At 70.5% G+C, this 26,606-nt stretch carries 24 protein-coding genes; 17 read left to right on the top strand and 7 right to left on the bottom strand.

The genetic code is table 11. From position 1 onward, the window contains the following. Positions 1 to 36: 36 nt before the first annotated feature. The 5 genes from aroH (at position 37) to der (ending at position 4,510) form a co-directional block, all read left to right on the top strand. The gene (gene aroH / locus AB0M62_RS09375) at positions 37 to 399 is read left to right on the top strand and encodes a chorismate mutase (protein ID WP_366073507.1); all 363 of its coding nucleotides are present in this window, start codon (positions 37 to 39) and stop codon (positions 397 to 399) included. After that, positions 396 to 1,481, top strand: a complete 1,086-nt coding sequence (locus AB0M62_RS09370; RefSeq protein ID WP_366073506.1) for a prephenate dehydrogenase — start codon at positions 396 to 398, stop codon at positions 1,479 to 1,481. Before aroH ends, AB0M62_RS09370 begins: the two co-directional genes overlap by 4 nt. Before the next feature lie 124 nt (positions 1,482 to 1,605). After that, entirely contained in the window at positions 1,606 to 2,331 is a 726-nt protein-coding gene (gene cmk, locus AB0M62_RS09365; protein WP_366073505.1) for a (d)CMP kinase, read from the top strand. A gap of 53 nt (positions 2,332 to 2,384) precedes the next feature. Then, a complete protein-coding gene (locus AB0M62_RS09360) occupies positions 2,385 to 2,972 on the top strand; it encodes a lysophospholipid acyltransferase family protein (RefSeq protein ID WP_366073553.1) in 588 nt (195 codons plus the stop codon). A gap of 68 nt (positions 2,973 to 3,040) precedes the next feature. Next, positions 3,041 to 4,510 (top strand): ribosome biogenesis GTPase Der, encoded by a 1,470-nt coding sequence (gene der / locus AB0M62_RS09355; protein WP_366073504.1) that lies wholly within the window; start codon positions 3,041 to 3,043, stop codon positions 4,508 to 4,510. 15 nt (positions 4,511 to 4,525) lie between these two features. Here der and AB0M62_RS09350 read toward each other — a convergent pair whose 3' ends face one another. Together AB0M62_RS09350 and AB0M62_RS09345 are read right to left on the bottom strand one after the other, a co-directional pair. Then, positions 4,526 to 4,939: a hypothetical protein gene (locus AB0M62_RS09350; RefSeq protein ID WP_366073503.1), complete on the bottom strand. Its 414-nt coding sequence runs from the start codon at positions 4,937 to 4,939 to the stop codon at positions 4,526 to 4,528. Between the two features lie 110 nt (positions 4,940 to 5,049). Further along, positions 5,050 to 5,850, bottom strand: coding sequence for a hypothetical protein (locus AB0M62_RS09345; protein WP_366073502.1), 801 nt, complete (start codon positions 5,848 to 5,850; stop codon positions 5,050 to 5,052). Positions 5,851 to 6,244: 394 nt separating this feature from the next. On the opposite strand from AB0M62_RS09345, the gene AB0M62_RS09340 reads away from it, so the two are divergent. The 3 genes from AB0M62_RS09340 to AB0M62_RS09330 all read left to right on the top strand — a co-directional run bounded on the left by AB0M62_RS09340 (position 6,245) and on the right by AB0M62_RS09330 (position 9,563). After that, positions 6,245 to 6,814 carry a transglycosylase family protein gene (locus AB0M62_RS09340; RefSeq protein ID WP_366073501.1) on the top strand — a complete coding sequence of 190 codons (570 nt, stop codon included), beginning with the start codon at positions 6,245 to 6,247 and terminating at the stop codon, positions 6,812 to 6,814. A gap of 434 nt (positions 6,815 to 7,248) precedes the next feature. Further along, positions 7,249 to 8,529 carry a glycosyltransferase family 4 protein gene (locus AB0M62_RS09335; protein ID WP_366073500.1) on the top strand — a complete coding sequence of 427 codons (1,281 nt, stop codon included), beginning with the start codon at positions 7,249 to 7,251 and terminating at the stop codon, positions 8,527 to 8,529. 74 nt (positions 8,530 to 8,603) lie between these two features. Further along, on the top strand, positions 8,604 to 9,563 hold the full coding sequence (locus AB0M62_RS09330) for a YafY family protein (protein ID WP_366073499.1): 960 nt from the start codon (positions 8,604 to 8,606) through the stop codon (positions 9,561 to 9,563). Here AB0M62_RS09330 and ctaD read toward each other — a convergent pair. Beyond that, on the bottom strand, positions 9,523 to 11,220 hold the full coding sequence (gene ctaD / locus AB0M62_RS09325; protein ID WP_366073498.1) for a cytochrome c oxidase subunit I: 1,698 nt from the start codon (positions 11,218 to 11,220) through the stop codon (positions 9,523 to 9,525). The genes AB0M62_RS09330 and ctaD overlap by 41 nt on opposite strands. A gap of 427 nt (positions 11,221 to 11,647) precedes the next feature. Here ctaD and AB0M62_RS09320 point away from each other — a divergent pair, with 427 nt between their 5' ends. Then, positions 11,648 to 11,863, top strand: a complete 216-nt coding sequence (locus AB0M62_RS09320; RefSeq protein ID WP_366073497.1) for an I78 family peptidase inhibitor — start codon at positions 11,648 to 11,650, stop codon at positions 11,861 to 11,863. A gap of 126 nt (positions 11,864 to 11,989) precedes the next feature. Here AB0M62_RS09320 and AB0M62_RS09315 read toward each other — a convergent pair whose 3' ends face one another. Both AB0M62_RS09315 and AB0M62_RS09310 read right to left on the bottom strand, forming a co-directional pair. Then, positions 11,990 to 13,051 (bottom strand): phosphatase PAP2 family protein, encoded by a 1,062-nt coding sequence (locus AB0M62_RS09315; protein ID WP_366073496.1) that lies wholly within the window; start codon positions 13,049 to 13,051, stop codon positions 11,990 to 11,992. Positions 13,052 to 13,278: 227 nt separating this feature from the next. After that, on the bottom strand, positions 13,279 to 14,526 hold the full coding sequence (locus AB0M62_RS09310) for a glycosyltransferase family 39 protein (RefSeq protein ID WP_366073495.1): 1,248 nt from the start codon (positions 14,524 to 14,526) through the stop codon (positions 13,279 to 13,281). Between the two features lie 239 nt (positions 14,527 to 14,765). Between AB0M62_RS09310 and AB0M62_RS09305 the strand changes: the two genes are divergently transcribed. Next, positions 14,766 to 16,460 (top strand): MFS transporter, encoded by a 1,695-nt coding sequence (locus AB0M62_RS09305; protein WP_366073494.1) that lies wholly within the window; start codon positions 14,766 to 14,768, stop codon positions 16,458 to 16,460. Between the two features lie 82 nt (positions 16,461 to 16,542). Further along, positions 16,543 to 17,739: an acyl-CoA dehydrogenase family protein gene (locus AB0M62_RS09300; protein ID WP_366073493.1), complete on the top strand. Its 1,197-nt coding sequence runs from the start codon at positions 16,543 to 16,545 to the stop codon at positions 17,737 to 17,739. A gap of 17 nt (positions 17,740 to 17,756) precedes the next feature. Here AB0M62_RS09300 and sepF read toward each other — a convergent pair whose 3' ends face one another. Continuing rightward, positions 17,757 to 18,194 (bottom strand): cell division protein SepF, encoded by a 438-nt coding sequence (gene sepF / locus AB0M62_RS09295; protein ID WP_366073492.1) that lies wholly within the window; start codon positions 18,192 to 18,194, stop codon positions 17,757 to 17,759. 276 nt (positions 18,195 to 18,470) lie between these two features. Between sepF and AB0M62_RS09290 the strand changes: the two genes are divergently transcribed. The 3 genes from AB0M62_RS09290 to AB0M62_RS09280 all read left to right on the top strand — a co-directional run bounded on the left by AB0M62_RS09290 (position 18,471) and on the right by AB0M62_RS09280 (position 22,236). Next, positions 18,471 to 19,700, top strand: coding sequence for a DUF5685 family protein (locus tag AB0M62_RS09290; RefSeq protein ID WP_366073491.1), 1,230 nt, complete (start codon positions 18,471 to 18,473; stop codon positions 19,698 to 19,700). A 1,006-nt stretch (positions 19,701 to 20,706) separates the two neighbouring features. Further along, entirely contained in the window at positions 20,707 to 21,606 is a 900-nt protein-coding gene (locus AB0M62_RS09285) for a S1 family peptidase (protein ID WP_366073490.1), read from the top strand. Between the two features lie 150 nt (positions 21,607 to 21,756). After that, positions 21,757 to 22,236, top strand: coding sequence for a hypothetical protein (locus tag AB0M62_RS09280; protein ID WP_366073489.1), 480 nt, complete (start codon positions 21,757 to 21,759; stop codon positions 22,234 to 22,236). Between the two features lie 7 nt (positions 22,237 to 22,243). Here the strand turns inward: AB0M62_RS09280 and AB0M62_RS09275 are convergent, their stop codons facing one another. Then, positions 22,244 to 23,140 (bottom strand): DUF4231 domain-containing protein, encoded by an 897-nt coding sequence (locus AB0M62_RS09275; protein ID WP_366073488.1) that lies wholly within the window; start codon positions 23,138 to 23,140, stop codon positions 22,244 to 22,246. 226 nt (positions 23,141 to 23,366) lie between these two features. Here AB0M62_RS09275 and fxsA point away from each other — a divergent pair, with 226 nt between their 5' ends. From fxsA to AB0M62_RS09260, 3 genes are all read left to right on the top strand, one after another. Next, positions 23,367 to 23,531 (top strand): FxSxx-COOH cyclophane-containing RiPP peptide, encoded by a 165-nt coding sequence (fxsA, locus tag AB0M62_RS09270; RefSeq protein ID WP_366073487.1) that lies wholly within the window; start codon positions 23,367 to 23,369, stop codon positions 23,529 to 23,531. A gap of 9 nt (positions 23,532 to 23,540) precedes the next feature. After that, entirely contained in the window at positions 23,541 to 25,811 is a 2,271-nt protein-coding gene (fxsB, locus tag AB0M62_RS09265; protein ID WP_366073486.1) for a radical SAM/SPASM protein FxsB, inactivated metallohydrolase extension form, read from the top strand. Positions 25,812 to 25,899: 88 nt separating this feature from the next. Beyond that, positions 25,900 to 26,604, top strand: coding sequence for an AAC(3) family N-acetyltransferase (locus tag AB0M62_RS09260; protein WP_366073485.1), 705 nt, complete (start codon positions 25,900 to 25,902; stop codon positions 26,602 to 26,604). Positions 26,605 to 26,606 lie beyond the last annotated feature (2 nt).

Raw genomic sequence — 26,606 nt, 5'->3', positions numbered from 1 at the left:
AGCAGGGACAACCGAGGTACGGAGCAAGGAGCAGACGTGGCGGTACGAGCGGTCCGGGGAGCCGTCCAGCTCGAGCGGGACGAGGCCGGGCACATGGACGAGCAGGTCAGCGAGCTGCTCACCGCCGTCCTCGAGCGGAACGGCCTCACCGCCGACGACCTGATCAGCATCTGGTTCACGGCCACGCCCGATCTGCGCAGCGACTTTCCGGCCGCCGCCGCCCGCAAGCTGGGCATCATCGACGTACCGCTGATCTGCGCCCAGGAGCTGGACATCGTAGGTGCCATGCCACGGGTCGTCCGCGTGCTCGCGCACGTCGAGACGGACCTGCCCAAGTCCCGGATCGCGCACGTCTACCTCGGCGCCGCGGGCGCCCTCCGCAAGGACATCGCCCAGTGAGAACCGCTGTCGTCATCGGAACCGGCCTGATCGGTACGTCCGCCGCCCTCGCCCTCGCCGGGCGGGGGGTCGTGGTCCACCTGGTCGACCACGACCCGGCCCAGGCCCGTACCGCCGCAGCCCTCGGCGCCGGTACGGACGAGCCGCAGGAAGGACCCGTCGATCTCGCGATCGTCGCCGTCCCGCCCGCGCACGTCGCGGCGACCCTGGCCGACGCCATGCAGCGCGGCATCGCCCGCGGCTACATCGATGTCGCCAGCGTCAAGGGCGGCCCACGCCGCGAGCTGGAGGCGCTGGGCCTCGACCTCACGCCGTACATCGGTACGCACCCGATGTCCGGCAAGGAGCGTTCCGGCCCGCTGGCCGCCACGGCCGATCTTTTCGAGGGACGCCCCTGGGTGCTCACCCCCACCCGGGACACCGACACCGAGGTGCTCAACCTCGCTCTGGAGCTGGTGGCGCTGTGCCGGGCCGTGCCGGTGGTCATGGACGCGGACGCGCACGACCGGGCGGTGGCGCTCGTCTCGCACACGCCGCAGCTGATCTCGAGCATGGTCGCGGCCCGGCTGGAGAGCGCCGACGAGTCGGCGGTACGGCTGTGCGGCCAGGGCATCCGCGACGTCACCAGGATCGCCGCCTCCGACCCCCGGATGTGGGTCGAGATCCTCACGGCCAACCCGGGACCGGTCGCCGACGTGCTGGCCGGGGTCGCGGCCGACCTGGACGAGACGGTCCAGGCGCTGCGTGCCCTGCAGTCCTCGGACGAGGACAAGCGCCGCGGCGGCGCCGAGGGCATCGAGGACGTCCTGCGCCGCGGCAACGCGGGCCGGGTCAGGGTGCCCGGCAAGCACGGCGCGGCTCCCACCACGTACGAGGTCGTCGCGGTCCTCATCAGCGACCGGCCGGGCGAGCTGGCCCGGATCTTCGCGGACACCGGCCATGCGGGCGTCAACATCGAGGACGTCCGGATCGAGCACGCGACCGGGCAGCAGGCGGGCCTGGTCCAGCTGATGGTGGAGCCCCGTGCGGTACCGGTCCTGACGGCGGCCCTGCGTGAACGGGGCTGGTCCATCCGGCAGTAGACCCGCGCCCGGCCCGGGTGCGGGCGATGGGCGCGACCGTCCGTGCCGGGCGGCCTTGAATACTCGGTAACCTTGGGCGGGGGCGCTTACGCGTGCCCGTCCTCCCGCCCCGTGTACCAGGAAGGTGTCCACCACCGTGGAAACCGCAGCAACCGTCGCCCGGACTGCCCCGGCAGCTGTGATTGTCGCCATCGACGGTCCCTCCGGCACGGGCAAGTCCAGCACCTCCAGGGCCGTGGCCGCCAAGCTCGGGCTGCACTACCTGGACACGGGCGCCCAGTACCGGGCCATCACCTGGTGGATGATCACCAGCGGTGTGGACGTGACCGACGTCGCCGCGGTGGCGACGGCCGCCGCCAAGCCGTCCATCGAGTCCGGTACGGACCCGGCCGCGCCGACGATCACCGTTGACGGCATGGACGCCTCGGGGCCGATCCGCACCCAGGAGGTCACCACCAAGGTCAGCGCGGTGAGCGCGGTGCCGGAGGTGCGGGCCCGCATCACCGAGCTGCAGCGGTCCATCGCGGCCGCGGCGGAGGGCGGCATCGTGGTCGAGGGGCGGGACATCGGCACCACCGTCCTGCCGGACGCCGACCTCAAGATCTTCCTCACCGCCTCCCCGGAGGCGCGGGCCGCCCGCCGCAGCGGCGAGCTCAAGGGGAAGGACGCCCTGAGCCTCGCGGCCACCAGGGAGGCGCTGATCAAGCGGGACGCGGCCGACTCCGGCCGCAAGACCTCGCCGCTCGCGAAGGCGGACGACGCGGTCGAGGTGGACACCACAGCACTGACGCTGGAGCAGGTCATCGAGTGTGTCGTCACCCTCGTCGAGGAGAAGCGGGTAGCCGCGTGAGCGCACCCACCCTGCGGGGTGCGGCGGTCGGCCGCCGGATCGGCATCGGACTGATGTACGGGCTGTGGAAGCCGCGCGTACTGGGAGCCTGGCGGGTTCCTGCGAGGGGACCGGTCATCCTGGCCGTCAACCACTCGCACAACATCGACGGACCCATGCTGATGGGCACCGCCCCCCGCCCGGTGCACTTCCTGATCAAGAAGGAGGCGTTCGTCGGCCCGCTCGACCCGTTCCTGCGCGGAATCGGTCAGCTGAAGGTGGACCGTACGACCGTCGACCGCGCCGCGATCACCAACGCGCTCGGCGTACTGGAGAACGGCGGGGTGCTCGGGATCTTCCCCGAGGGCACCAGAGGCGAGGGCGACTTCGCCTCGCTGCGCGCCGGGCTCGCGTACTTCGCGGTACGCAGCGGGGCGCCGATCGTTCCGGTGGCGGTGCTGGGAAGCACTGAGCGGAACGGACGGTTGATACCGGGGCTGCCCCCGCTGCGAAGCCGCGTCGACGTCGTGTTCGGCGAGGCCTTCCAGGCAGGCGAGCGAAGCGGGCGCCGTACGCGCAAGGGGCTGGACGAAGCCACGGTGCGCATCCAGGAACGGCTGACCGCCCACCTGGAAAACGCCAAGCGCCTCACCGGGCGCTAGGCGAGACTTGAGTAGTGGGCTGCGGACTGTGGTCCATCGATGATGCAACGAACGAGGTACGGACTTTCATGAACGACCAGATCCACTCCGGCGACGAGCACGGGGAGCTTGGCGACGCCGAGTACGCGGAGTTCATGGAGCTCGCCGCTCAGGAGGGCTTCGACGCCGAGGAGGTGGAGGGCGCGATCGGCGAGGCCGGTCACGGTCCGCTGCCCGTCCTCGCCGTCGTGGGCCGCCCGAACGTCGGCAAGTCGACCCTGGTGAACCGCATCATCGGCCGCCGCGAGGCCGTCGTCGAGGACAAGCCCGGCGTCACCCGCGACCGCGTCACCTACGAGGCCGAATGGGCCGGCCGCCGCTTCAAGGTCGTCGACACCGGCGGCTGGGAGCAGGACGTGCTCGGCATCGACGCGTCCGTCGCCGCCCAGGCCGAGTACGCCATCGAGGCGGCCGATGCGGTCGTATTCGTCGTGGACTCCACGGTCGGCGCCACCGCCACCGATGAGGCCGTCGTCAAGCTGCTGCGCCGGGCCGGCAAGCCCGTCGTGCTGTGCGCGAACAAGGTCGACGGTCCCAGCGGTGAGGCGGACGCGACGTCGCTGTGGTCGCTGGGGCTCGGCCAGCCGCACCCCGTCTCCTCGCTGCACGGCCGCGGCACCGGCGACATGCTCGACGCCGTTCTGGAGGCCCTGCCCGAGGCCCCGGCGCAGACCTTCGGCAACGTCATCGGTGGCCCGCGCCGTATCGCGCTCATCGGCCGCCCGAACGTGGGCAAGTCGTCCCTCCTCAACAAGGTGGCGAACGAGGAGCGGGTGGTCGTCAACGAGATCGCCGGCACCACGCGCGACCCGGTCGACGAGCTGATCGAGCTCGGTGGCATCACCTGGAAGTTCGTGGACACCGCCGGTATCCGGCGCCGGGTCCACCTCCAGGAGGGCGCGGACTACTACGCCTCACTGCGTACCGCCGCCGCCGTGGAGAAGGCCGAGGTCGCGGTCGTACTGATCGACGCGAGCGAGTCCATCAGCGTTCAGGACCAGCGGATCATCACCATGGCCGTCGAAGCGGGCCGCGCGATGGTCATCGCCTTCAACAAGTGGGACACCCTCGACGAGGAGCGGCGCTACTACCTCGAGCGCGAGATCGAGACCGAACTCGCCCAGATCGCGTGGGCCCCGCGGGTCAACGTCTCGGCCCGGACCGGCCGCCACATGGAGAAGCTGGTCCCGGCGATCGAGACCGCCCTGGAGGGCTGGGAGTCCCGCATCCCGACGGGCCGGCTGAACGCCTTCCTCGGCGAGATCGTCGCCTCCCACCCGCACCCGATCCGCGGTGGCAAGCAGCCGCGCATCCTGTTCGGTACCCAGGCAGGCACCAAGCCGCCCCGCTTCGTGCTCTTCGCCTCCGGTTTCCTCGAGCACGGCTACCGGCGTTTCGTCGAGCGTCGGCTGCGCGAGGAGTTCGGTTTTGAAGGCACCCCGATCCACATTTCGGTGCGGGTGCGGGAGAAGCGTGGCGGCAAGCAGAAGAGGAAGTAGGGCCGCGCGTACGGCTCAGAGCCCCCTGCGGGGCGCGGGCGGCAGCGCCGCCGGGAAGTGATTCCCGGTGTGGTGCTGTCGCCCGCCGCTGTTTCCGGTTCCGCCGTGACCAGTTCCGCCGTGCCCGTTTCCCGCGCCGTTTCCGTGGCTGTTGTGTCCGGTGTGGTTGCTGTGCCACGCGGCGCTGTGCCAGGACCCGCCGTGGCTGCTCGGGGCGCCGTGACTCCCGATGCCGAACGCCGTGAACCCCAGATCCTCCTCGCCGCTGCGGTCGCCCGGCAGGGTCCTGAAGGACCGGCGGTACTCCGAGTACAGCGCGTCGTAGATCGGGGTGTGCGAGAAGTGGCCGGCCTGGTTGTCCCGCGCTGGTCGCATCGAGGGAATCTGGCCGCTGATCGGCTGATGGCGGGGGGGATCGTATGAATGCACGTATCTGCCAACGAACCGGGCGGCCGACGGATGCGGGCCGGGCGAGGAAATCGCAGATCGCCGGGGGTGCGGCCGGTGCACCCGGCGCACCCCCGGCGCGCGGGGGCCGGTCAGGTACCCGCGAGCGGCATCGCGGCCGCTACGAGCACCCCGGAGGCCGCGGCCTTCTCCAGGGCGTCCCGGAGCAGGTCCTCGCGCGGCTGCTGACCGATGGAGCCGACCGGGGCCGCGTACACCAGGACGGTGTGCGACCGGTTGACCGCCGCACGCCAGCCGTCGGTGACCTGGAGCGGCTGGTGCGCCTGCCACCAGGAAACGGGGCTCCCGCCACCGGGCCCCGGCTGAAGTACGGCGTGCAGCTGACCCATGGCGAGCAGCACGGACCAGCCGGGCAGGCCGGCCGGCCGCCGCGTGAGGTCCGTGACCGGCATGAAGCCCTGCTCGATGAGAAGCGGCAGGAAGTCGTCGCCGGGTCCGGAGGTGCCGGGACGGGCGATCCGTGCGGTCGGCTCGACGACGAGGGCCGGGAACAGGTCCCCGTCGAGAAGCACGAGTCCGCTCGTGACGCCGAGCACGGCCTGCCCGCCGGGCTGCCCCGCCTGGGCAGGCAGGCTGGGCTGTCCCGCGAGTCCCTCCTCGGCGGTGATGCTGCGGACGGCGCCCTGGAGCTGCTCCTCGGACACCGTCACCACCTGGGACGGAATGCAGGACGCGTGGGCGAAGGCGAGCACGGCCGTCTCGTTGCCGACGAACAGCACGGTGCTGGTCCGCTCCTGTTCGGAGTCGCCCGGGGTGCGGCATGAGGTGCAGTCGTAGTTGCCCGGCGCGGACTCGCCGGCGAGCAGCAGGTCGGCTTCTTCGTCGCCGATCTCGGCGCGTACGTCATCACTGACGTCGAGCATGCGCGGCAAGGGGTGCTCCTCGGACTCGGTGCGGTGCCGGGTGGTTCCCGGCTCTCAGAACACAACGGGCGATCCGTCGCCGGAGTCACGCAGGAAAGGGAACGGAATCGAACCGCGAAGCGGAAGGTGGGCCGCCGCCGGTCGTCTCACTCCACGTCAAAACCTCTGACCGGGACGATGGTTGGCCGGGTGCGGGTGCGGGTGCGGGTGCGGGTGCGGGTGCGGGTGCGTGCGGGTGCGGGTGCGCGCGGGCACAGGTCCTGCAGGGGCAGGTCTCCGGGCCCGGTACGGCTCCAGACCCTAGGTGCAGGCCGAGCCCGTCCGGTCGGCCGACCGGGTGGGGCCGACGCGTGAGCCGCGCGGCGCAGGCCCGGTGACCCGTGCATCTGCATAGCGTGACCCGATGCCGACACTCCGCCTCTGGCCGGTCGCCCTGCTCACTGCCGTGCTGATCGCCGTGCCGCTGCCCGCCAGGGCCGCGCCCCTGCCCCCCGCCGCAGCCACGGCAGCGTCCGGCAGCGCTTCCGGCGCCCCCGGCTGCGCCGCCACCGGCTGGCCGTGGAACTGCCTCGCCAAGTGCGAGAGCGGCGGGAGATGGCACGTCAATACGGGCAATGGCTACTACGGCGGGCTGCAGTTCTGGCAGCCGACCTGGAAGCAGTACGGCGGGCTCGCCTACGCCCCACGCGCCGATCTCGCAACCCGCGAGGAGCAGATCGCGGTCGCGGAGAAAGTGCTGCGTACCCAGGGCTTCAAGGCCTGGCCGGTGTGCTCCGCGAGATACGGACTGAAGGGCCGCGCGCATGTGGTGAAGCGGGGGGAGACGCTGAGCTCGCTCGCCCGCAGGTACCGGATCAAGGGTGGCTGGCGCGTCCTCTACCGGGCCAATGCAAAGGTCATCGGGCCCTCCCCGGACCGCCTCGCCGTCGGCGCCCTGCTGGCCCTGCCGAAGGGTGCCGGCACCGGCCGCTGAGCAGTTCGGCCGCTTTCCCGCCGAACACCTCGGCCCCTCGCCGGAGTTCGCCACCACCGGCGCCGCCCCGGCCGCAACCACGAGGACAAGGACCACCCGGCAGTCCGCCGGGTCCGGCAGGGGATGCGGAGCGGGAGGGGCGACCGGCCGCTCTGCCGGTGACAGTTGGGCGGGGCGGGGCGGCGGCGATGTGGTCACCGATGCCGCGGATTCCTGTCTGCCCGGCCTCACTCGGGCTGTCGTCCGCCCGCCGGCAGCGCGGGCGCAAATGGGTGACACGGGGCGGTGAACGGCCGCGAACCGCTTCGACGTACCCCGGCAGGCCTATCTGAACTGAAGTCCTGGCCGCCTGGTGAGATCCTTGTACTTGCTGACAATGGCACTGCTGTTCGTTGGCCTGAACGGCAGTTCACAACAGGGGGATCCATCCGAGCATGCACATATCGTTCCTGCTCCACAACGCGTATGGAATCGGCGGCACGATCCGGACGACGTTCAACCTCGCCGAGACGCTCGCGGAGCACCACGACATCGAAGTCGTCTCGGTCTTCCGGCACCGGGAGCAGCCCATGATGGGCGCACCGGCGGGCGTACGCATGAGTCACCTGGTTGATCTGCGGAAGGGAAGCCCGGACTTCGACGGCGACCATCCCGACCGCGACTTTCCGGCGAAGGTCTTCGCGAGCGGCGACAGCCGCCACAAGCAGTACAGCCGGCTCACCGACACCCGGATAGCCGAGCACCTGAAGTCCCTGGACGCGGACGTCGTCGTCGGTACCCGCCCCGGCCTCAACGTGCACATAGCCCGGCAGACCGGGCGCGGCCCGGTGCGGGTCGGTCAGGAGCACCTGACCCTCGACAGCCACGGTTACCGGTTGCGGCGCGAGCTGGGCAGCCGGTACGCACTGCTCGACGCGATCACCACGGTCACAGAGGCAGACGCCAGGGCCTACCGCGCCAGGCTGCGGCTCGCCGGTGTTCGGATAGACGCCGTGCCCAACAGCGTGCCCGCCGCCTCGGTCGAGCCGGCCGACGGTTCGGCGAAGGTGATCGTCGCGGCCGGCAGGCTCACTCCGGTCAAGCGGTACGACCTGCTGGTCCAGGCTTTCGCCAAGGTGGTCGCAGCGCACCCCGACTGGCGGCTGCGGATATACGGCAGCGGCGACGCGACCGGGAACGAGAAGGGCGCCCTGGGCGTCCTCATCAAGGAACTCGCCCTGGACGACCACGTGTCCCTGATGGGCTCGGTCAGCCCGCTGGAACCCGAGTGGGTGAAGGGCTCGATCGCCGCTTCCACCTCCCGGCTCGAGTCCTTCGGCATGGCGATCGTCGAGGCGATGCGCTGCGGACTGCCCGTCGTCTCGACCGACTGTCCGAACGGCCCGCGCGAGATCATCGACAACGGCGTCGACGGCCTGCTGGTGCCGCCGGGCGATGTGGAGGCGATCGCCGGTGCGCTGCTGGAACTCATCGGGAACGACGAACTGCGGCGCCGGATGGGCCGGGCGGCGCTGGCCGCATCGGCCCGGTTCGACCCGGCACGGATAGCCGAACGGCACGAGGCGATCTTCAGAGATCTGCTCGCGCACAGCCGCGGACGGTCCCGCAGCGCCCTGCGCGACTCGGTGCTGCGCGGCCGCGGGGCGGCGCTCGGCCGGGCATACGCCCTCCGGGACATGGCCGCAGCCCAGGTGAGGAAGCGGCGCGCCGCCTGATGCTGCGGCCGGGCAGGGATGGAGGACAGCTTTGAGGACAGCCGTTGTCCTCAATCGCTGGCAGACTCGTGTCCATGTTGGAGACCTCGGCACGACTGCTCCGCCTGCTGTCACTGCTCCAGGCCCACCGCGAGTGGTCCGGCGCCGGCCTGGCGGACCGGCTCGGCGTCACGCCCCGCACCGTACGGCGTGACGTCGACCGGCTGCGCGAGCTCGGCTATCCCGTCAACGCCAGCCCCGGAACGGGCGGCGGCTATCAGCTCGGCGCGGGAGCCGAGCTGCCGCCGCTGCTGCTCGACGACGAAGAGGCCGTCGCGGTCGCCGTCGGCCTGCGCACCGCCGCGGGCAACGGCATCGAGGGCATCGGCGAGACGTCCGTACGCGCACTGGCCAAGCTCGAACAGGTGCTGCCCCACAGGCTGCGCCGCCGGGTCAGCGCGCTCAACGCCTTCACCGTGCCCATGCTGCACGGTCCGCGGACCTCTTCGGTCGACGCGTCCGTGCTCACCGAACTGGCCAACGCCTGCCGGGACAGCGAACGAGTGCGGTTCGAGTACCGCGACCACGAAGGCTCCACCACCCGGCGCACCGCCGAACCTCACCGGCTGGTGTGCACAGAACGGCGCTGGTACCTCGTCGCCTGGGACGTCGACCGCGCCGACTGGCGTACGTTCCGGGCGGACCGGATCGTCCCGTGGCCGCCGCACGGCCCGCGGTTCGCCCCGCGCAAGCCGCCGGCCGACGACCTGGCCGCGTATGTCTCGAAGGGTGTCTCCACCCACGCCTACGCCGCCCATGCGTGCATCCGGCTGCTGGTGCCGCTGGAGGAGGCGGCGCAAGCCGTCTCCCCGTCCGCCGGGGTACTGGAGGCCGTGGACGCGCACAGCTGTCTGCTCCGCACCGGAGCCGCGAGCCTCGATGTGATGGTGATCCATGTGGCGATGATGGGCTTCGACTTCGAGGTGGTCGAGCCGGTGGAGCTCTCCGACCACATCAGGGCTGTACGGGACCGGCTTTCCCGGGCCCTGAACTGATCTGCCGCTCCTCGGCCACCGCCGCGTACTCGGGGTGGTGGAGGTCGAACGCGGGCGACTCGGAGCGCACGCGGGGAATCGTCAGGAAGTTGTGGCGGGGCGGCGGGCAGGAGGTCGCCCACTCCAGGGACCGCCCGAACCCCCACGGGTCGTCGACCTCGACCTTCTTCCCGTACTTCGCGGTCTTCCAGACGTTGTAGAGGAACGGCAGGGTGGACAGCCCCAGCAGGAAGGAGCCGATGGTCGAGACCGTGTTCAGCGCGGTGAAGCCGTCGGTGGCCAGATAATCCGCGTACCGGCGGGGCATTCCCTCGGCGCCCAGCCAGTGCTGCACGAGGAACGTCATGTGGAAGCCGACGAAGAGCGTCCAGAAGTGGATCTTGCCGAGCCGCTCGTCGAGCAGCTTGCCGGTGAACTTGGGCCACCAGAAGTGGAAGCCCGCGAAGGTCGCGAACACCACCGTCCCGAAGACGACGTAGTGGAAGTGCGCCACCACGAAGTACGAGTCGGTGACATGGAAGTCCATCGGAGGCGAGGCGAGGATCACGCCGGTCAGCCCGCCGAACAGGAAGCTCACCAGGAATCCGACGGTCCACAGCATGGGGGTCTCGAAGCTCAGCGAGCCCTTCAGCATCGTTCCGCTCCAGTTGAAGAACTTCACCCCCGTCGGGACCGCGATCAGGAAGGACATGAAGGAGAAGAAGGGAAGCAGCACCGCGCCCGTGGCGAACATGTGGTGCGCCCAGACGACCACGGAGAGGCCGGTGATGGCCATGGTCGCCCCCACGAGAGGGATGTAACCGAAGATCGGCTTCCGGGAGAAGACCGGCAGGATCTCGGTCGCGATGCCGAAGAACGGCAGCGCGATGATGTAGACCTCGGGATGGCCGAAGAACCAGAACAGGTGCTGCCAGAGCAGCGCGCCGCCGAACTCGGACTGGAAGACCATCGATCCGTACCGCCGGTCGGACTCCAGCACCAGCAGCGCGGCGGCGAGCACGGGGAAGGCGAAGAGCACCAGGATCGAGGTGAAGAGCACGTTCCAGGTGAAGATCGGCAGCCGGAACATCGTCATGCCGGGCGCGCGCATCCCGATGATCGTGGTGATGAAGTTGACCGCGCCGAGGATCGTGCCGAAGCCGGAGAGCGCGAGCCCCATGATCCACATGTCGGCGCCGATACCGGGTGTGCGGTCCAGACTGTTGAGCGGGGCGTAGGCGAACCAGCCGAAATTCGCCGGGCCGCTCGGGGTGAGCAGTGAGCCGAGCACGATCACGCCGCCGAAGAGGTAGAGCCAGTACGCCAGCATGTTCAGCCGGGGGAACGCCACGTCGGGGGACCCGATCTGCAGGGGCATGATCGCGTTGGCGAACCCGGCGAACGCCGGGGTGGCGAAGAGCAGCAGCATGATCGTGCCGTGCAGGGTGAAAGCCTGGTTGAACTCGTTGTTCGACATCAGCTGCAGGCCCGGCCGGGCGAGCTCGGCCCGCATCATCAGGGCCATCAGGCCGGCGATCAGGAAGAACAGGAACGACGTGATCAGGTAGAGGTGCCCGATTTTCTTGTGGTCGGTGGTGGTCAGCCAGTCCACGACGATCCGGCCGGGATGCTTGATCCGTTCCGGTCCCGCAACGGACTCTGCGGTCTCCGTCCCCATCGCTGTCCCCTCGCTGTCCGTCCCGTCTGCGGATCGGGCCTCAGGCTCAAGCCATGATGCTCGCAGGCGGCGGTGTCCAACAGGGCGCGGACGCGCCAGGACACATCCCGTTGTGTGGATCCGGTGGGGATACCGTGAATTGCCAATGGCCCGTCAATCTGCCCCCGTCGACGGGTCACGGGGAATTCGGCGCGGCGTTCGGCCGCTTGGTCCGGTGGAAATTCGGAAGGCAGTTCAACGGGGCGCGCACCGGGCGGGGAATTGCGGCGGGTGAACCGCGGAACTTCCCATTCGAGTAGGCCCGTTCGAGGGAAAGCAGTGTCGTGATCCTGTGACACAAGCGTGACCGGTGGGGGACGAATGGTGAGGCGCCCGGCTGACGGCCCCCGACTTCCGCCCCCGCCGTCCGACGCCTACGGTGAATGTCATGGCACCCATACCGACCCCCTCCGCAGACCCCGCAGACAGCCCCGAGTCGTACGTCGGACTGGACGCGGCCGCCGCCGAGCAACTGGCCCGCAGGCGCGGCTGGAGCACCGTCAGAGCGCTGCCGCCGGGCGCGATCATCACCCTGGAGTACCTTGCCGGACGACTGAACTTCGAGGTCGACGGCGGCGTCGTCCGTCGTTGCTGGAAGGGCTGAGGCGGGCTCGAACGGCCCGGGCGGGCGGAGACGGTCCGTTACGGACCGAGGCCCTGGCAGGCTCCTCGGGAGCGTGCCAGGGCCTCGTCTCGCGGTGGCGAGGTGGTGCGTACCTCTGCCGGGGGCTCAGCCGCCCGCCAGCGGGCGGGCCGAGGGATTGCGGGACACCCGTTCCGGGTGCGGCGGCCGCCGGCCGCCCACGGGCGTGACCGGCGTCCGCTCGGAACGGACCGTGTGCGGCTTGGGCGACGAGAGATGCGCGGTGGTCCTGCTGGACGTGGCGCTGACGGTGGCGGCGCCACGCCCGGTGCCCACGGGCTTGCGGACAGGGGGTTCTTCCTCCACCGCCGGGATGCGCTGCGGGTACATCGCGGGCCTGACCCCCACCGGGACCGGGACCGGTACCGGTACCGGAGCGCGGCGCTCGCGCAGCCGGGTGCGCAGCTCGTCGCGCCTGGCCAGGATCCATGCCTCGGCGACGGCGATCAGCGGCTCGAACCAGGGCAGGGCCAGCAGGATCAACAGCCCGGCGGCCCATCCCAGCAGAACATCGCTCACCCAGTGCGTACCGAGGTAGACGGTGGTCGCTCCGACGCCGAGGGCCACGACCGCGGACAGCACGGACAGGTAGCGCCTGGTCCGCAGCGTGGAGGCCAGATACGCCAGGATGCCCCACGTCACCACCGCGTTCGCGGTGTGTCCCGAAGGAAATATATCGCCGCCCGCGAAGAGTTCGGCCGATCCGATCTGGGTCGCGTAGTGCGGACCGAGCCGGCCGAGGCCCAGCTTCACGGCGCCCACCGTGACGTTGAGCAACAGCAGGGACACGCCGAGCGTGATCAGCGGGCGCAGGGTGTGCTGGCGCCAGGACCGCCAGCCGAGCCAGGCCGCGACCATCACCGCGGTGGGGCCGCGCTGGCCCAGCACCACGAAGTAGTCGAGGAACGCGTGCAGTTCCGGCCATTGCTCGTAGGGCCGGAAGAACATGATCTGCCAGTCCAGCCGGACCAGCCAGGAGGTGGTCAGCACGGCCACGACGATCGCCAGGTAGAAACCCAGGGTCGAGCCGAAGAGCACCGTGCGGTGCCGGCTCATCCGAGGGATCTCTAGATGGGCCGGTCGTTCGGGCTCACGGTCCAGCCGGGCGAAGACCCGGTCCAGACGGGTGAGAGTTCGGTCGGTACGCACTCAATCGACGTTACAGCGAGCGCGTCGGAGCCCACGTCGAATCGGTCGCTTTGTGATGACGATGTGATGTGGACTTGGTCTCAATCCGGCCTTAATTCCTATGAATCCAGGAAACCCTGTGCTGCGCCGAGAATGATGTTCGGATCAATTCAATTGATTATGGATGCGGCAGTTGTGCGTCCGCCGTATTCAATTCACCCGGGCGCTGCGGAGACTTTCCCGTCTGCTCACGGCGGCCCGGTGCCGTTCAGCCACAGAGCCCCGTACACCGCCGAGGCCAGCGCCACCGGGCCCAGCACCAGCACCGCCCGTGACGTGCGCAGACGTGCCAACGCCACGGCGACCGGCAGCAGCAGCGGGAACGCCGGCATCAGCAGCCGGGGCTTGGAGCCGAAGTAACCGGAGGCGCACAGGGCCAGAGCCACCACGATCCCGCAGAACACCAGCAGCGGCAGCGGCTGGCGCTGCCGCAGGCACAGCCGGTAGAGCCAGAGCACGAGGAGGACCCCGGCGATCAGTCCGGCACCGGCCGCGAAGGCGGGCGAGGCCAGCCGCTCGCCGATGAACCGGGCGAACGCCAACCCCCCGTCGAAGCCGTTGCCCCACCCGCCCTGGACCTCGAGATAGCCGAAGAGCCCGCCGCCCGTCCGGTGCCCGACCCACAGCACGTAGCCCGCGGCGCCGAGCGGAGCGAGCACCACTCCCCACAGCATCCGCCACCGGCCGCGCGGCCCGTCGGGGCTCCACCCGCCGACGCCCCACTCACCGACACCACTCCCGCTGTCGTCCGGCCTGCCGCCGTCCGACCCCCCGGCCCGTGACTCGCGGATCAGTGTCACGGCCCCGGCGACCCAGACCGCCGCCACCACCGCGGCCCCCACCGGCCGGGTCAGCCCGGCCAGGGAGGCGAGGACCCCCGCCCACACCCAGCGCCCGCTCAGCAGCGCGTACAGCGACCAGGCCGCCAGCGCGGTGAAAAGCGTCTCGCTGTACGCCATCGACTGGACGATCCCCACCGGCAGCACCGCCCAGAGCACCACCGCCAGGGTCCCGGCCCGGCGCCCGTACAGCCGGTCCGCGATCGCGAAGATCCCCCAGGCGGCGAAGAGCGAGGCAGTCCAGGCCACCACGAGTCCGGCATCCGCGGGCGAGAGCGGACTGATCGCCGAGAGCAGCCGCTCCAGCCAGGGCAGCAGTGGGAAGAACGCCAGATTGGAGTGGACGTCGCCGTTTGCGAGCCGTACTTCGTAGCCGTACCCGAGCTCGGCGACGCGGGTGTACCAGAGCGAGTCCCAGCGCGCCGACAGCAACTGGTGCGGGCTGCTGCCCGCCGCCGCTCCCCACACCCCCAGTACCGCGACTCCGAGCAGCCGGACCGCGGCGTACGCGAGCAGCGCGGGGGCCGCGTGGCGCAGCGCGGTCCCGGCGGGAGACGCCGAGGAGCCCGGGGAAGCGGCGGGAGCGAGAACAGTCACGAAGACGATTATCCGGGCAGCGCGCGAAGCGCCGGCCGCCCGTCGGCGTGTACGCAAAGGCGGGAGTGGCGTACGCCACACCCCGTGGCCTGCGGAGGTGAGAGATGGACCACGCATCCTGTCCGTGGACTCGCGTACGCTGACGGCTCACTCGCCTGTCGATGCCGGGACCCGGGGTACGCGGAGAACGCCGTCCTCGCTGGTCCGCCGAGCGCGAGGGATCACTGGGAGGTACGTACATGTCAGGGACGAACACGGCCGGCAACCGCCGCCCCGACGCTCCCTGGCAACGCCTCACCGCGACGGCCGACGGCGTGAACCGCTGGGTCGTCCTCGTCGTCCTGTGCGTGAGCCTGCTGTTCGTCGCCCTCGACGCCACGGTGCTGCATGTCGCCGTCCCGGCCGTCACCGAGGACCTGCGCCCCGGCGCGATCGAGTTGCTCTGGATCGTCGACGCCTATCCGCTGGTCTGCGCTTCGCTGCTGATCCTCTTCGGTACCCTCGGCGACCGCGTGGGACGACGCCGCATCCTGCTGCTCGGATACGGACTGTTCGGCGTGGCCTCGGCGGTCGCCGCCCTGGCGGACACCCCGCAGGTGCTGATCGCGGCCCGGGCGCTGCTCGGCGTCGGCGGCGCCATGATCATGCCGGCCACGCTCTCGATACTCCGCCAGGTCTTCCCGGACCGACGGGAGCGGGCCACCGCCATCGGCATCTGGACGGCGGTCGCCGCGATAGGCGCCGCCACCGGCCCGGTGCTGGGCGGGTTCCTCGTCCAGCACTACTGGTGGGGCTCGGTCTTCCTGATCAACATCCCGCTGATGGCGCTGATCCTGCCCATCGGCCGCTGGCTGCTCCCAGAGTCGAAGGGCGAGGGCAACGGCCCGTGGGACGTGCTCGGCGCGCTGATGGCCGCGGCCGGAGTGCTCGGTGTCGTGCTCGGCGTGAAGCGGGCCGGTGGCGGTGAGGGCATCGTCGACGCGAAAACCCTCTGCCCGCTGATCGTCGGCGCTGTGCTGCTGGTCTTCTTCGTGCGCAGGCAGAAGCGGCGCAGCCAGCCGCTCATCGACGTGCGGATGTTCGCGCGCCCCACCTTCTCCACCTCCGTGGGCTGCATCGTCCTGGCCATGCTGGCGCTGGTCGGCCTGGAGCTGATAGCCGTCCAGTACCTGCAGCTGGTCCTGGACCTCAGCCCGCTGGAGACCGGACTGCGGCTGCTGCCGCTCACCTTCGCCGCGATGGCGGCCGGCGCCACCGGTTCGTACACGCTGCAGCGACTCGGCCCGCGGGTCATGGTCTCGCTCGGCTTCGCGCTCACCGCCGCCGCCGTCCTCCTGCTCACGCTGATGGGCCAGCAGGACCGGCCCCTCCTGCTGACCGTCGGCTTCGTCCTGCTCGGCTTCGGGCTGCAGACCACGCTCTTCGGCGCGTACGAGTCGATGCTCAGCGAAGCGCCGGCGGAGCAGGCGGGCGGCGCGGCGGCCATAGGGGAGACGTCGTACCAGCTGGGTGCGGGTATGGGTATCGCCCTGCTCGGCAGTGTCATGAATGCCGCCTACTCGCCGGCCCTTTCCCGCGTGGCCGGGGTCCCGTCCGCCGAGAGCAGCGCCGCCGGTCACTCACTCGGTGAGGCATACCAGGTCGCGGCCCAGCTGGGCGGATCCGCCGGAGACGCGCTGCGCACGGCCGCGCGGGACTCCTTCGTGCACGGTCTGCATGTGACCCTCTTCGTCAGCGCGGGCCTGCTGCTGCTCGGCGCCCTTGCCGCGCTGCGGCTGCCGCGGGTGATGGAGTGCGCCGCGCCGCAGGGGGAGCAGGCCGTACCGCAGGCGGAACAGGAAGCCGGGACATCGCAGCGGGAGGCCCGGGTCCCCGTACCGGCGTCGCGCCGGGAACCCGCCGAGGCGGCCGGCTCTGGACGCGCGGGACACTGACCCGTAACGTCGGCGCCGAGCCGTGACTACCACTGCTAGTTTCGCAGCGTACCCAGCGCGTATGCCTGCCGGGAGGCCCCGCATGTCCTCGTCCGCACCCTCGAAGCTGCCCCCCTTCGACGCCGGCGATCCGCTCGGTATCGACGACCTGCTCAGCGCCGAGGACCTGGCGGTTCGCGACACCGTCCGCTCGTGGGCGGCCGACCGGGTCCTGCCGCACATCGCCGACTGGTACGAGAAGGGCGAGCTGCCGGGCATCCGCGAACTGGCGAGGGAGCTCGGCTCGATCGGCGCGCTCGGGATGTCCCTCCAGGGCTACGGCTGCGCGGGCGCCACCGCGGTGCAGTATGGGCTGGCCTGTCTTGAACTGGAGGCTGCCGACTCCGGCATTCGCTCGCTCGTCTCCGTACAGGGGTCGCTGGCGATGTACGCCATCCACCGCTTCGGCTCCGAGGAGCAGAAGCAGCGCTGGCTGCCCGGCATGGCCGACGGCTCGGTCATCGGCTGCTTCGGTCTGACCGAGCCCGACCACGGCTCCGACCCGGCCGGCATGCGGACGTACGCCAAGCGCGACGGCAGCGACTGGGTGCTGACCGGGCGCAAGATGTGGATCACCAACGGCTCGGTGGCCGGAGTCGCGGTCGTGTGGGCGCAGACCGATGACGGCATCCGTGGATTCGCCGTCCCGACGGACAGCCCCGGCTTCTCCGCACCCGAGATCAAGCACAAGTGGTCACTGCGCGCCTCGGTCACCAGCGAGCTGGTCCTCGACGAGGTACGGCTGCCCGCCGACGCGGTACTGCCCGGGGTCACCGGACTGCGCGGGCCCCTGAACTGTCTGAACCACGCCCGCTACGGAATCGTCTGGGGAGCGATGGGCGCAGCACGCGCCAGCTTCGAGGCGGCGGTCGAGTACGCGCGGACGCGAGAGCAGTTCGGCAGGCCGATCGGCGGCTTCCAGCTCACTCAGGCCAAGCTGGCCGACATGGCGCTCGAACTGCACAAGGGCATCCTGCTCGCCCACCATCTGGGCCTGCGCATGGACGCGGGGAAACTCCGTCCCGAGCAGGTCAGTTTCGGGAAGCTCAACAATGTGCGCGAGGCCATCGAGATCTGCCGTACCTCGCGCACGATCCTGGGCGCCAACGGGATCTCGCTCGAGTACCCCGTGATGCGGCACGCGACGAACCTCGAGTCGGTGCTCACCTACGAGGGCACCGTCGAGATGCATCAGCTGGTGCTGGGCAAGGCGCTCACCGGTCTCGACGCCTTCCGGTAAACCGGCGAGCGCCCTGCTCAGCTCTGGTTGAAGAAGCCGTCCCCGGGCCGGCCGCCGGCTTCGCCACTGACGACCTGGGTGTCGACGGGGGACAGCAGGAAGACCCGGGTGGCCACGCGCTCGATCGAGCCGCGCAGGCCGAAGGTCAGGCCGGCCGCGAAGTCCACCACGCGCTTGGCGTCGGAGGGCTCCATGGACGTCAGGTTCACGATGACCGGGACTCCCGCCCGGAAGAGCTCGCCGATGCCGCGGGCATCCCGGAAGCCGTCCGGTGTGACCGTGGCGATCCGGCGGCCCTGCTCGTGCGCGGCCTCGGAAGCCACCCGCACGCGCGGGTCGGTCACCCACTGCTCGCCGGCCCCGGATCCCTCGGCGTACTCGTCGTCGTAGTAACGCTCGTCGTCGCTCTCCTCGACGAGTCCCAGCCAGGCACTCGCCTTGCGCACCGAACCCATGGACGCCTCCTCTCACCGCGGTCTGTCTGCGTTCCGCACACCTATGGTCGTCCATGATGCGGATAGCGCGCCAAGTGGATAGACGCCGCGTAGGGGTTTCGTGACGCTACTGGTGCAGAACTTATGGCGATTCGTCAAGGTTCTTCCTGCACCCGGCTGCTGACAGAGTGAAAATATGACTCATCGATCCGTACGGGTGACGCGGGAGCGTACGGGTGAACGGATCGCTCGATACGATGCGGGCCGCGCAGCCGCACGACTTTCGGGGGGACCGTCATGTTCGGAATCGTCAGACCTTGCACGCACCGGCTCACCGATGGGTTCAAAGCGGAGTGGGTGGCGCATCTCTGTGGGCTCTGTCTGGCACTGCGAAGTGACCACGGCCAGTTCGCCCGGGTCGTCACCAACTACGACGGCCTGATCGTCTCGGTTCTGACGGAGGCTCAGGCGGAGCGCGGCACGGACCGGCGGCGCACGGCCGGCCCCTGCCCGCTGCGGGGTATGCGCACCGCGCCGGTCGCCCAGGGCGAGGGGGCCCGGCTCGCGGCCGCCGTCTCGCTGGTGCTGGCGTCGGCGAAGGTACGCGACCACGTCGCCGACCGGGACGGACTGTTGGCCCGGAGGCCGCTGGCCGCCGCCGCCCGCAGGGTCGCCGCGGGCTGGGACAGGGCGGGCGCGCGCACCGGGGCGGCGCTGGGTTTCGACACCGCCGTACTCCTCGACGCGGTCGACCGGCAGCCGGGCATCGAGGCGGGGGCGGGGCCCGGCACTCCACTGCTCACCATCACCGAGCCGACCGAGACGGCCACCGCGGCGGCCTTCGCCCATACCTCGGTGCTCGCCGGCCGGCCCGGGAACGCCGCCCCGCTGGCCGAGGCGGGCCGGCTCTTCGGCCGGCTCGCGCACTTGCTGGATGCCGTGGAGGACCAGGCAACTGACGCGGCGTCGGGCGCCTGGAACCCGCTCACGGCGACGGGTACCTCTCTGGCGGAGGCGCGGCGGTTGTGCGACGACGCGCTGCACGGAATCAGGCTGGCACTGAAGGACGCCGAGTTCGTGGACGGCAGGCTGGCGCATCTGCTGCTCGCGCACGAGCTGAAGGCCTCGGTCGACCGTGCCTTCGGCACGACGAGCTGCGCACACCGTGCGAGCCACGGGGACCAGGGCGGACCCGGCGGCTTCGGGCCGCCGCAGTCGTGGCAAGGCGGTCAGAGCGGCAATGCGTATGGAGGCGGCCCGTACGGCGGCAACCCGTACGGCGGGGGCGCTCCCGGCGTACCCGGGGGACCCGGCGGCACGCCGCCCGGTGTGGGTCCCACGAACGAGCCGCAGCGCCCCGGAAGGCGGGGCTTCTGGGAGGGCTGCGCGGTCGCGATCGGGCTGTGCTGCACATGCAAGCTCTGCTGCGCCAAGGAGTACGAGGGCCCGTGGTCGCGCAAGAAGCGCGAGGGCTGCTGTCGTGACTGTGACTGTGACTGCTGCGACTGCTGCTCCTGCGACTGCTGACCCGGCCCGGCCGGAGGTGATTCGGCCTGAGGTGGCCCACCCGGAGGAGCCCCGGCCACCCGCGTCGCGTGTCGAGGGGGGACCGCCATGGCCCGGAAGGTCGAATTCCGGCCGTCCCGGGGGAGTGGCGCGGGGAGGGGGGACGCGATCGTGCCGAGTGCCACCCCGGAGGACGGCTCACCGTCGACGGCAGGCCGTTCACCGGCGGGTCCGCCTCACCGCGGACACCGGACCGTTCGCCGGATCGCGGGTCGCGGTCGGCGAGCGACGCCTGATCGTGCCGCTCGCGAAGGCCGGTGGGAGATGCGCGTCCTGAACCCCCGATCGGCCACGCACCAAGCCTTCGCGGGCATCGGTGCCACCGCGTACGACGCCCGCCGGGTACGGCCGGGCCCCCTCCGACCGAACCCGGAACGGAGCACCGTACGGGTCAGGACGCAGACGGCCACGAAGGGGGCCGGTCTCGGCGCGGGGAAGTCGCCTTCCGGCTCGACGGCGACGAGTGCACCGTCCACGCGCCGCTTGAGGGAGAGGGTCGCTCCGGGCGGTCTTCGGCGCCGGGACCAGCGGGAACAGCAGATGCCGGTTCCGATTTCTGCGGCCCTCCGCCGCCCGATGCCGAGGGCGCCGTGGCGGTTGGCTTCGACCGGTCGCCACTGCCGCCGCACCTTTATCAACCACTTCATCCGCCCCGCCGCGCCGCCAGGGAACACCCTTCCGTTCAAGCCTCGGACGGGAGACCGGAACCTTCTCGGCCGCTGAACCGTCCGACCACCGAGACGGGAGTCCCCAGCCCCGGCGGATCACGAGCCGCCGGGGCCGGTGCGCGTGTGCGCTCCCGGTCGGCCGAAAGGCGCCCTTGCGTACGTTGATTGACGCCGCGAATACTCCCGAACAGCGCTTGTCAGGGGCACGGCTTGTCCGGATTCCGGACGTGCCCCCGGCTGCGCCTCACGGGCCCCGAACCCCACAACGGGCCCCCGATTCCCCTCGGGAGGAACGAGAAGTGAGGATCAAGCGCACCAACCCCCGCAGCGGTATGGCGAGACGAACGCGGCTGCTGGCCGTGACCACCGGCCTCATCGCAGCTGCCGCACTCGCCGTACCCACCGCCAGCGCCGACCAGGCCGGTACGTACAGTGCCACCCAGCTCACCCAGGCCGGCGCGTCGGTGCTCCGTGCCGATGTGGCCGGTACCGCCTGGCATGTCGACAAGGCCGCCAACACCCTTGTCGTCACGGCCGACAGCACCGTCTCGAAGGCCGAGATCGCCGAGATCAAACGGGAAGCCGGCGCCAACGCCGGAGCGCTCCGCATCGAGCGGACGCCCGGCAAATTCTCCAAGCTGATCTCCGGCGGCGACGCCATCTACGCGACCAGCTGGCGCTGTTCGCTCGGCTTCAACGTCCGCAGCGGCAGCACGTACTACTTCCTGACTGCCGGCCACTGCACCGACGGCAACCCGCCCTGGTACACCAATTCCTCGCGCACCACGAGCATCGGTCCGACGGCCGGCTCCAGCTTCCCCGGCAACGACTACGGCCTCGTCCGGTACAGCAACACCTCGCTCGCGCACCCGGGCACCGTCGGCGGCCAGGACATCACCAGCGCGGCCAACGCCACGGTGGGGATGTCCGTCACCCGCCGCGGTTCCACCACCGGCACCCACAGCGGCAGCGTCACCGGCCTCAACGCCACCGTCAACTACGGCGGCGGCGACGTCGTCTACGGGATGATCCGCACCAACGTCTGCGCCGAGCCCGGCGACAGCGGCGGCCCGCTCTACTCGGGCACCCGTGCCATCGGTCTTACCTCCGGCGGCAGCGGTAACTGCTCCTCCGGCGGCACGACGTTCTTCCAGCCGGTCACCGAGGCCCTGAGCGCGTACGGCGTCAGCGTCTACTGATCCCCGCCAGTCCCACCAGCTCGCAGCCAGCGGCACAGGGGCCCCCGTCCGGCACACAATCCGGGCGGGGGCTCGCGTGTGCGCGCCCCTGGACGTCTTGCGCCCTTTTGAGAGGATGCACAGGGGGATTCCCGGGGGAGGCTGTCAGGTATGAAGCGCATCGGGGTGACGGGCCACAGGACCATTCCGGGCGAGGCGCTCGACGAGGTGCGTGCACGGCTGCGCGCTCTGCTGTGCGGCCACGACGGGCCGATGGAGGCACTGTCGAGCCTGGCCGCGGGCGCCGACCAGCTCTTCGCGGACATCGCGCTGGAAGGCGGGGCGGACCTCACGGTCGTCATTCCCAGCGGCGACTACGAGGAGGGGTTCGACGACCCCGGCGAGCTCGCCCGCTACCGCGCGCTCAAGAGCCGGGCCACGCAGGAGATCCGGATGGCCTACACCCACTCGAGCGATGACGCCTACTACGCGGCCGGCACCTATATCGCCGACAACTGCGACCGGCTGGTCGCGGTGTGGGACGGCCTCCCGGCGCGCGGCCGCGGCGGCACGGCGGAGATCGTCGAATATGCACGTGCACTCGGCAGACCCGTCACCGTCATCTGGCGCGAGGGCGTACGGCGCACCTGATCCGAAGTCAGCTGCTGTGCCGTGCCAGCCAGTCCGTGTGCTGGGGGGAGACGTACCGTTCGGTCTCGTAGACGGCGCCGGACCACTGCGGCTCGGTGACCGTGGTCTGCATCGCGACCAGCATGGCCGACAGATCCCGCTCCACCACGGAGTGCGCTTCGATGAGGGCGTGGTGGCGCCGGACCTCGTTCCAGGCGATGCCGGCCGCCGCCGCGGCGGAGAACAGCCCGGCGAGATTGGCGGACGGCCCGGTACCGAGGGCTCGCAGCGAGCTGAACATCAGGGCCAGGAAGGTGAGTACGGCGATGGAGGAGGCCCACAGGGTGGTCGCCTTCCGTGACACCTCGGTGCGCCTGCGGTACCAGTTGCGCTGCTCGATCAGCCGGTCACGTACGTACGTCTCTCTGCGGACCTGGTAGGCCCGGACCCGTAACTCCCGCATGGGCGCGGTTATTTCGACACCGGAGGCCGAGCCGGCATCCCCGCGCGGGTCCTGCCAGCCGATCTTCCGCAGCTCCTGCAGCCCCGCCTCCATGCGGGCGTGGAACAGCCCGTCGGGGTCCGCCGTGTCCGACTCGAACGGCGCACCGTGCACGGCATACCGCCAGCAGAGCGATTTGATGAACTCGGCGGCCGAGCGGTTCAGTTGCCACTGCGGTCTGGCCCTGCGCCGGGCGATCCGGAAGCTGAGGAACAGCACTCCCGCGTACGCCGACGCGCTGAGCGCCCCGACGAGCTGGAGTCCTCCAAGCTCGACACTCCACGGCAGCGCGGCAGCCACCGCCGCCAGCACCAGCAGGAGCAGCTGGGTCCTGGTGGCCTGGGTGGATTCCTGCTGGCGAGAGATCGCCGCGGTGTCGGCCCGATGGAACAGGGCGGGTAGGTCATCGTTCCGGAACACCATGCTCTGCAGTGGACCGGGAAACTCCGTCACAGCCACCCCCGTCTGCTGTTCTGGTCCTCACCCTTTTGACGGAATGCTTGCCTTCGATCTTTTGGCGCAAGCACCGCGCAACGCTCGTGTATCAGGTGCTCGTGCTTCAGTTGCCAACAGTGCGCAGAAGAGTAAAGTCCACGCTGACACTACAGCGTCGCTGTTGTCATCACCATGCCCAGCCCTAAGGACGGCCGTGAAGATCTCTGCAAATCCTTCGTTCGCCGCTGCGAAGAAGCGTCGTGTGCCCGTGGCCGAGATCGACGTTCACAGCGCTTCCGCCGCGGCGAAGCTCGGCCGGGTACTTCCGGCGGCGAGCGGCCGTCCCGTGCAGGCTCCGACGTTCAACTCGGCGCTCTAGACTGGTGGAATGACCGGCCTGATCGCATTTCGCGAGATCGTTCTCAAGGTTCACAGCAGGTGTGATCTTGCTTGTGATCATTGCTACGTCTACGAACATGCAGATCAAAGCTGGCGCGCCCGTCCGAAAGTGATCTCGGAAGAGGCCATTTCCCGGACCGCGTCCCGCCTGGCCGAGCATGCCGGAGCACATTCGCTCCCCTCCGTCACGGTGATTCTCCATGGAGGGGAGCCTCTTCTTGCCGGGCCCGCGAGACTGCGGCTGGTCTGCGAAGAGTTCACCCGGGCCCTCGACGGCGTGGCCGCCCTCGACCTGCGCATCCACACCAACGGACTGCAGCTGAGCAGCCGCGTTCTGGACCTCTTCGTCGAGTACGGAGTGAAGGTCGGCATCTCGCTCGACGGCGACAGGGCGGCCAACGACCGCCACCGCCGCTTCGCGGACGGCCGCAGCAGCCATCCCCTGGTGTTACGTGCTGTCGACCTGCTCCGCGAGGAGCGCTACCGGCACCTCTACCTGGGCCTGCTCTGCACGGTCGACGTGGCCAACGACCCCCTCGCCGTCCATGACGCGCTGACCGCGCTGGGCCCTCCGCGCATCGACTACCTGCTGCCCCACGCCACCTGGCAGACGCCCCCGGCCAGGCCGGACGGCGCCGGCACACCTTACGCGGACTGGCTGCTGCGCATCTTCGACCACTGGGACCGGCAGGGCCGGCCGGTTCCCGTCCGGCTCTTCTCCTCCGTCCTCAGCACGCTGGCGGGCGGCGCCAGCCTCACCGAGTCGCTCGGTCTCGCGCCGACCGATCTGGTCGTCGTGGAGACCGACGGAACCCTGGAGCAGGTCGATTCGCTCAAGAGCGCATACGAAGGCGCGGCCGCCACCGGCTTCGACGTCTTCTCACACTCCTTCGACCAGGTCGCGGCACATCCAGGCGTGCGTGCCCGGCAGCTTGGTCTGGCAGGCGTCAGCAAGGAGTGCCGGGAATGCCCGGTCGTACGCTCGTGCGGCGGTGGCCTCTACACCCATCGCTACAAGCCGGAATCCGGATTCGACAACCCGTCGGTCTACTGCGCGGATCTGCAGGCGCTCATCGAGGGCATCGAGGCCCGGACCATGCGTACGGTCACGGCGGCCGAGGTGTCCGACCCGGCGGAGCTGGCCGCCTCCCAGCAGGAACTGACGAGCACACTGCTCGCCCAGCTGCACAGCGATCTGGACGGTCGCGGGGGCGACGAATGGGACCGGGCATGGGCTCTGCTGGGTGAGATCGAACAGAGCTCCGACGCCCTCGATCCGGTCCTGGACCACCCCTATACGCGCAGCTGGCTGCTGGGCACGCTGGAGGCCGTACGGGAAGGGCGCTCCTGCGAGGCGGACCCTGCCGGCCAGTTGGCCGCGGTCGCCGCCGCGGCGGTGGTGGGGGGAGAGCTGGACCTGACGGTGCGGGTGCCGTATCAGGACGGCCGGCTCAGCCTGCCGACTCTCGGGCGGTTACTTCCGGCGGCCACCGCCGCAGGGCAGACCTGGGCCGAGGTGCGGGCCACCGGCGAGGGTGGCTTCGTGGTCCGCAGCGGGCGGCGGGAATGGCGGACCGGCGGGCCCGGCGGGCCGGACGACGAAGCGGCTGGGTGGCAGCGGGTCCGCAGGCTCACCGCCGAGGGGGTGCCGCAGCTGGCGCTGGACGATGTGGACCCGTACCGCGACTGCTTCTCGATGCCATTGCACCGGCGGCTGGGCGCACGGCAGGTGGCGGACTGGCAGGCGAAGCTCGCCCGCGCCTGGGCCCTGCTCGGCGCGGCCGTACCGGAGCTGGCGCGGGCGGCGGCCGCCGGGCTGACCACCCTGACTCCGCTGGAGAAAGAGGAACCCGACGGTGTGGGTTCGGTGGGCCGGCACGGCCCGGGGGCGCTCGGGATCGCCATGTCGTACAGCGCGGACGCCACGGCCCTCGCGCTGCTGGCGGGATATCGCCGGGCCCGGCTGCGAGCGCTGACCGAGGTGGCCGATCTGTACGCACTGGACGCCGAGTGGCTGCACGAGGTGCCGTGGCGGGAGCGGCCGGTGCCGGTGTCGCGGTTGTTGGCGGACGTGTACGAGCGGGTGGCCGTGGCGGCGTACCGGGCGGGCCGGGCGGACGCCGGCGCGAGCGGGAACGGGAGCCTGGACGACACCAGGCGGGCCATGGAGCGGCTGGGGGGTGCGGCCGAGCTCACCAGCAGTGGCAAGAGCCTGCTGGCCGGCCTGTGGAGCGAACTGGAAGAGGCGACCCATGGCTGAGCGGCCTCTGGCTGAGCGGCCTCTGCGTGAGCACACGGCCGCGCTGGCCGGCGACCTCCGGTCCCTGGGGCTGCGCCGCGGGACGACGGTGCTCGCGCACGCTTCGCTGCACAACACGGGGCTCCGGCCGAGCGCCCTGCGCGAGGCGCTGCTGGAGGTGCTGGGGGAGGACGGCACGCTGATGGTGCCCACTTTCACCCCCGAGAACTCCGCGTCTTCCTCCGCCCATCTGGCACGTGTCCAGGGAATGACCGGCGAGCAGATCCGGGCATTCCGTGCGACCATGCCCGCCTTCGACCCGGAGCGGACGCCGAGCCAGGGAATGGGCAGGCTGGCCGAATCGGTGCGGACGGCGCCCGGCGCGGTCCGGAGCACCCATCCGCAGACTTCCTTCGCGGCCCTGGGCAGGAGCGCGAAGGCTCTGCTCGCCGATCATGAGCAGGACTGCCATCTAGGCGAGGCATCGCCATTGGGGGCCATGTTCCGGGAGGGGGGCCAGGTGCTGATGGTCAACGTGGGATTCGCAGTCTGTTCTGCTTTCCACCTCGCGGAATATCGAATTCCCTTCACCCCCTTGCGCGAGTACCGATGTGTGGTGAACCTGCGGGGTAGGGCGGTATGGGTCGCTTACAAGGATGTCGAGCTGGACGACAGCGATTTCGCGGAGATCGGCGCGGCGTTCCCGGGTTCCGAGGTGCGCACCGGACAACTGGGAGGAACAACCGCAATGCTGTTCTCGATCAAGGAAGCGGTTGACCACGCTGTTGCCTGGATGACTCAAAACAGGCGTTGATT

It is taken from the genome of Streptomyces sp. NPDC051219, assembly GCF_040682335.1.
Taxonomy (GTDB): Bacteria; Actinomycetota; Actinomycetes; order Streptomycetales; family Streptomycetaceae; genus Streptomyces.
This window is presented reverse-complemented; position numbering and strand designations above follow the sequence as displayed.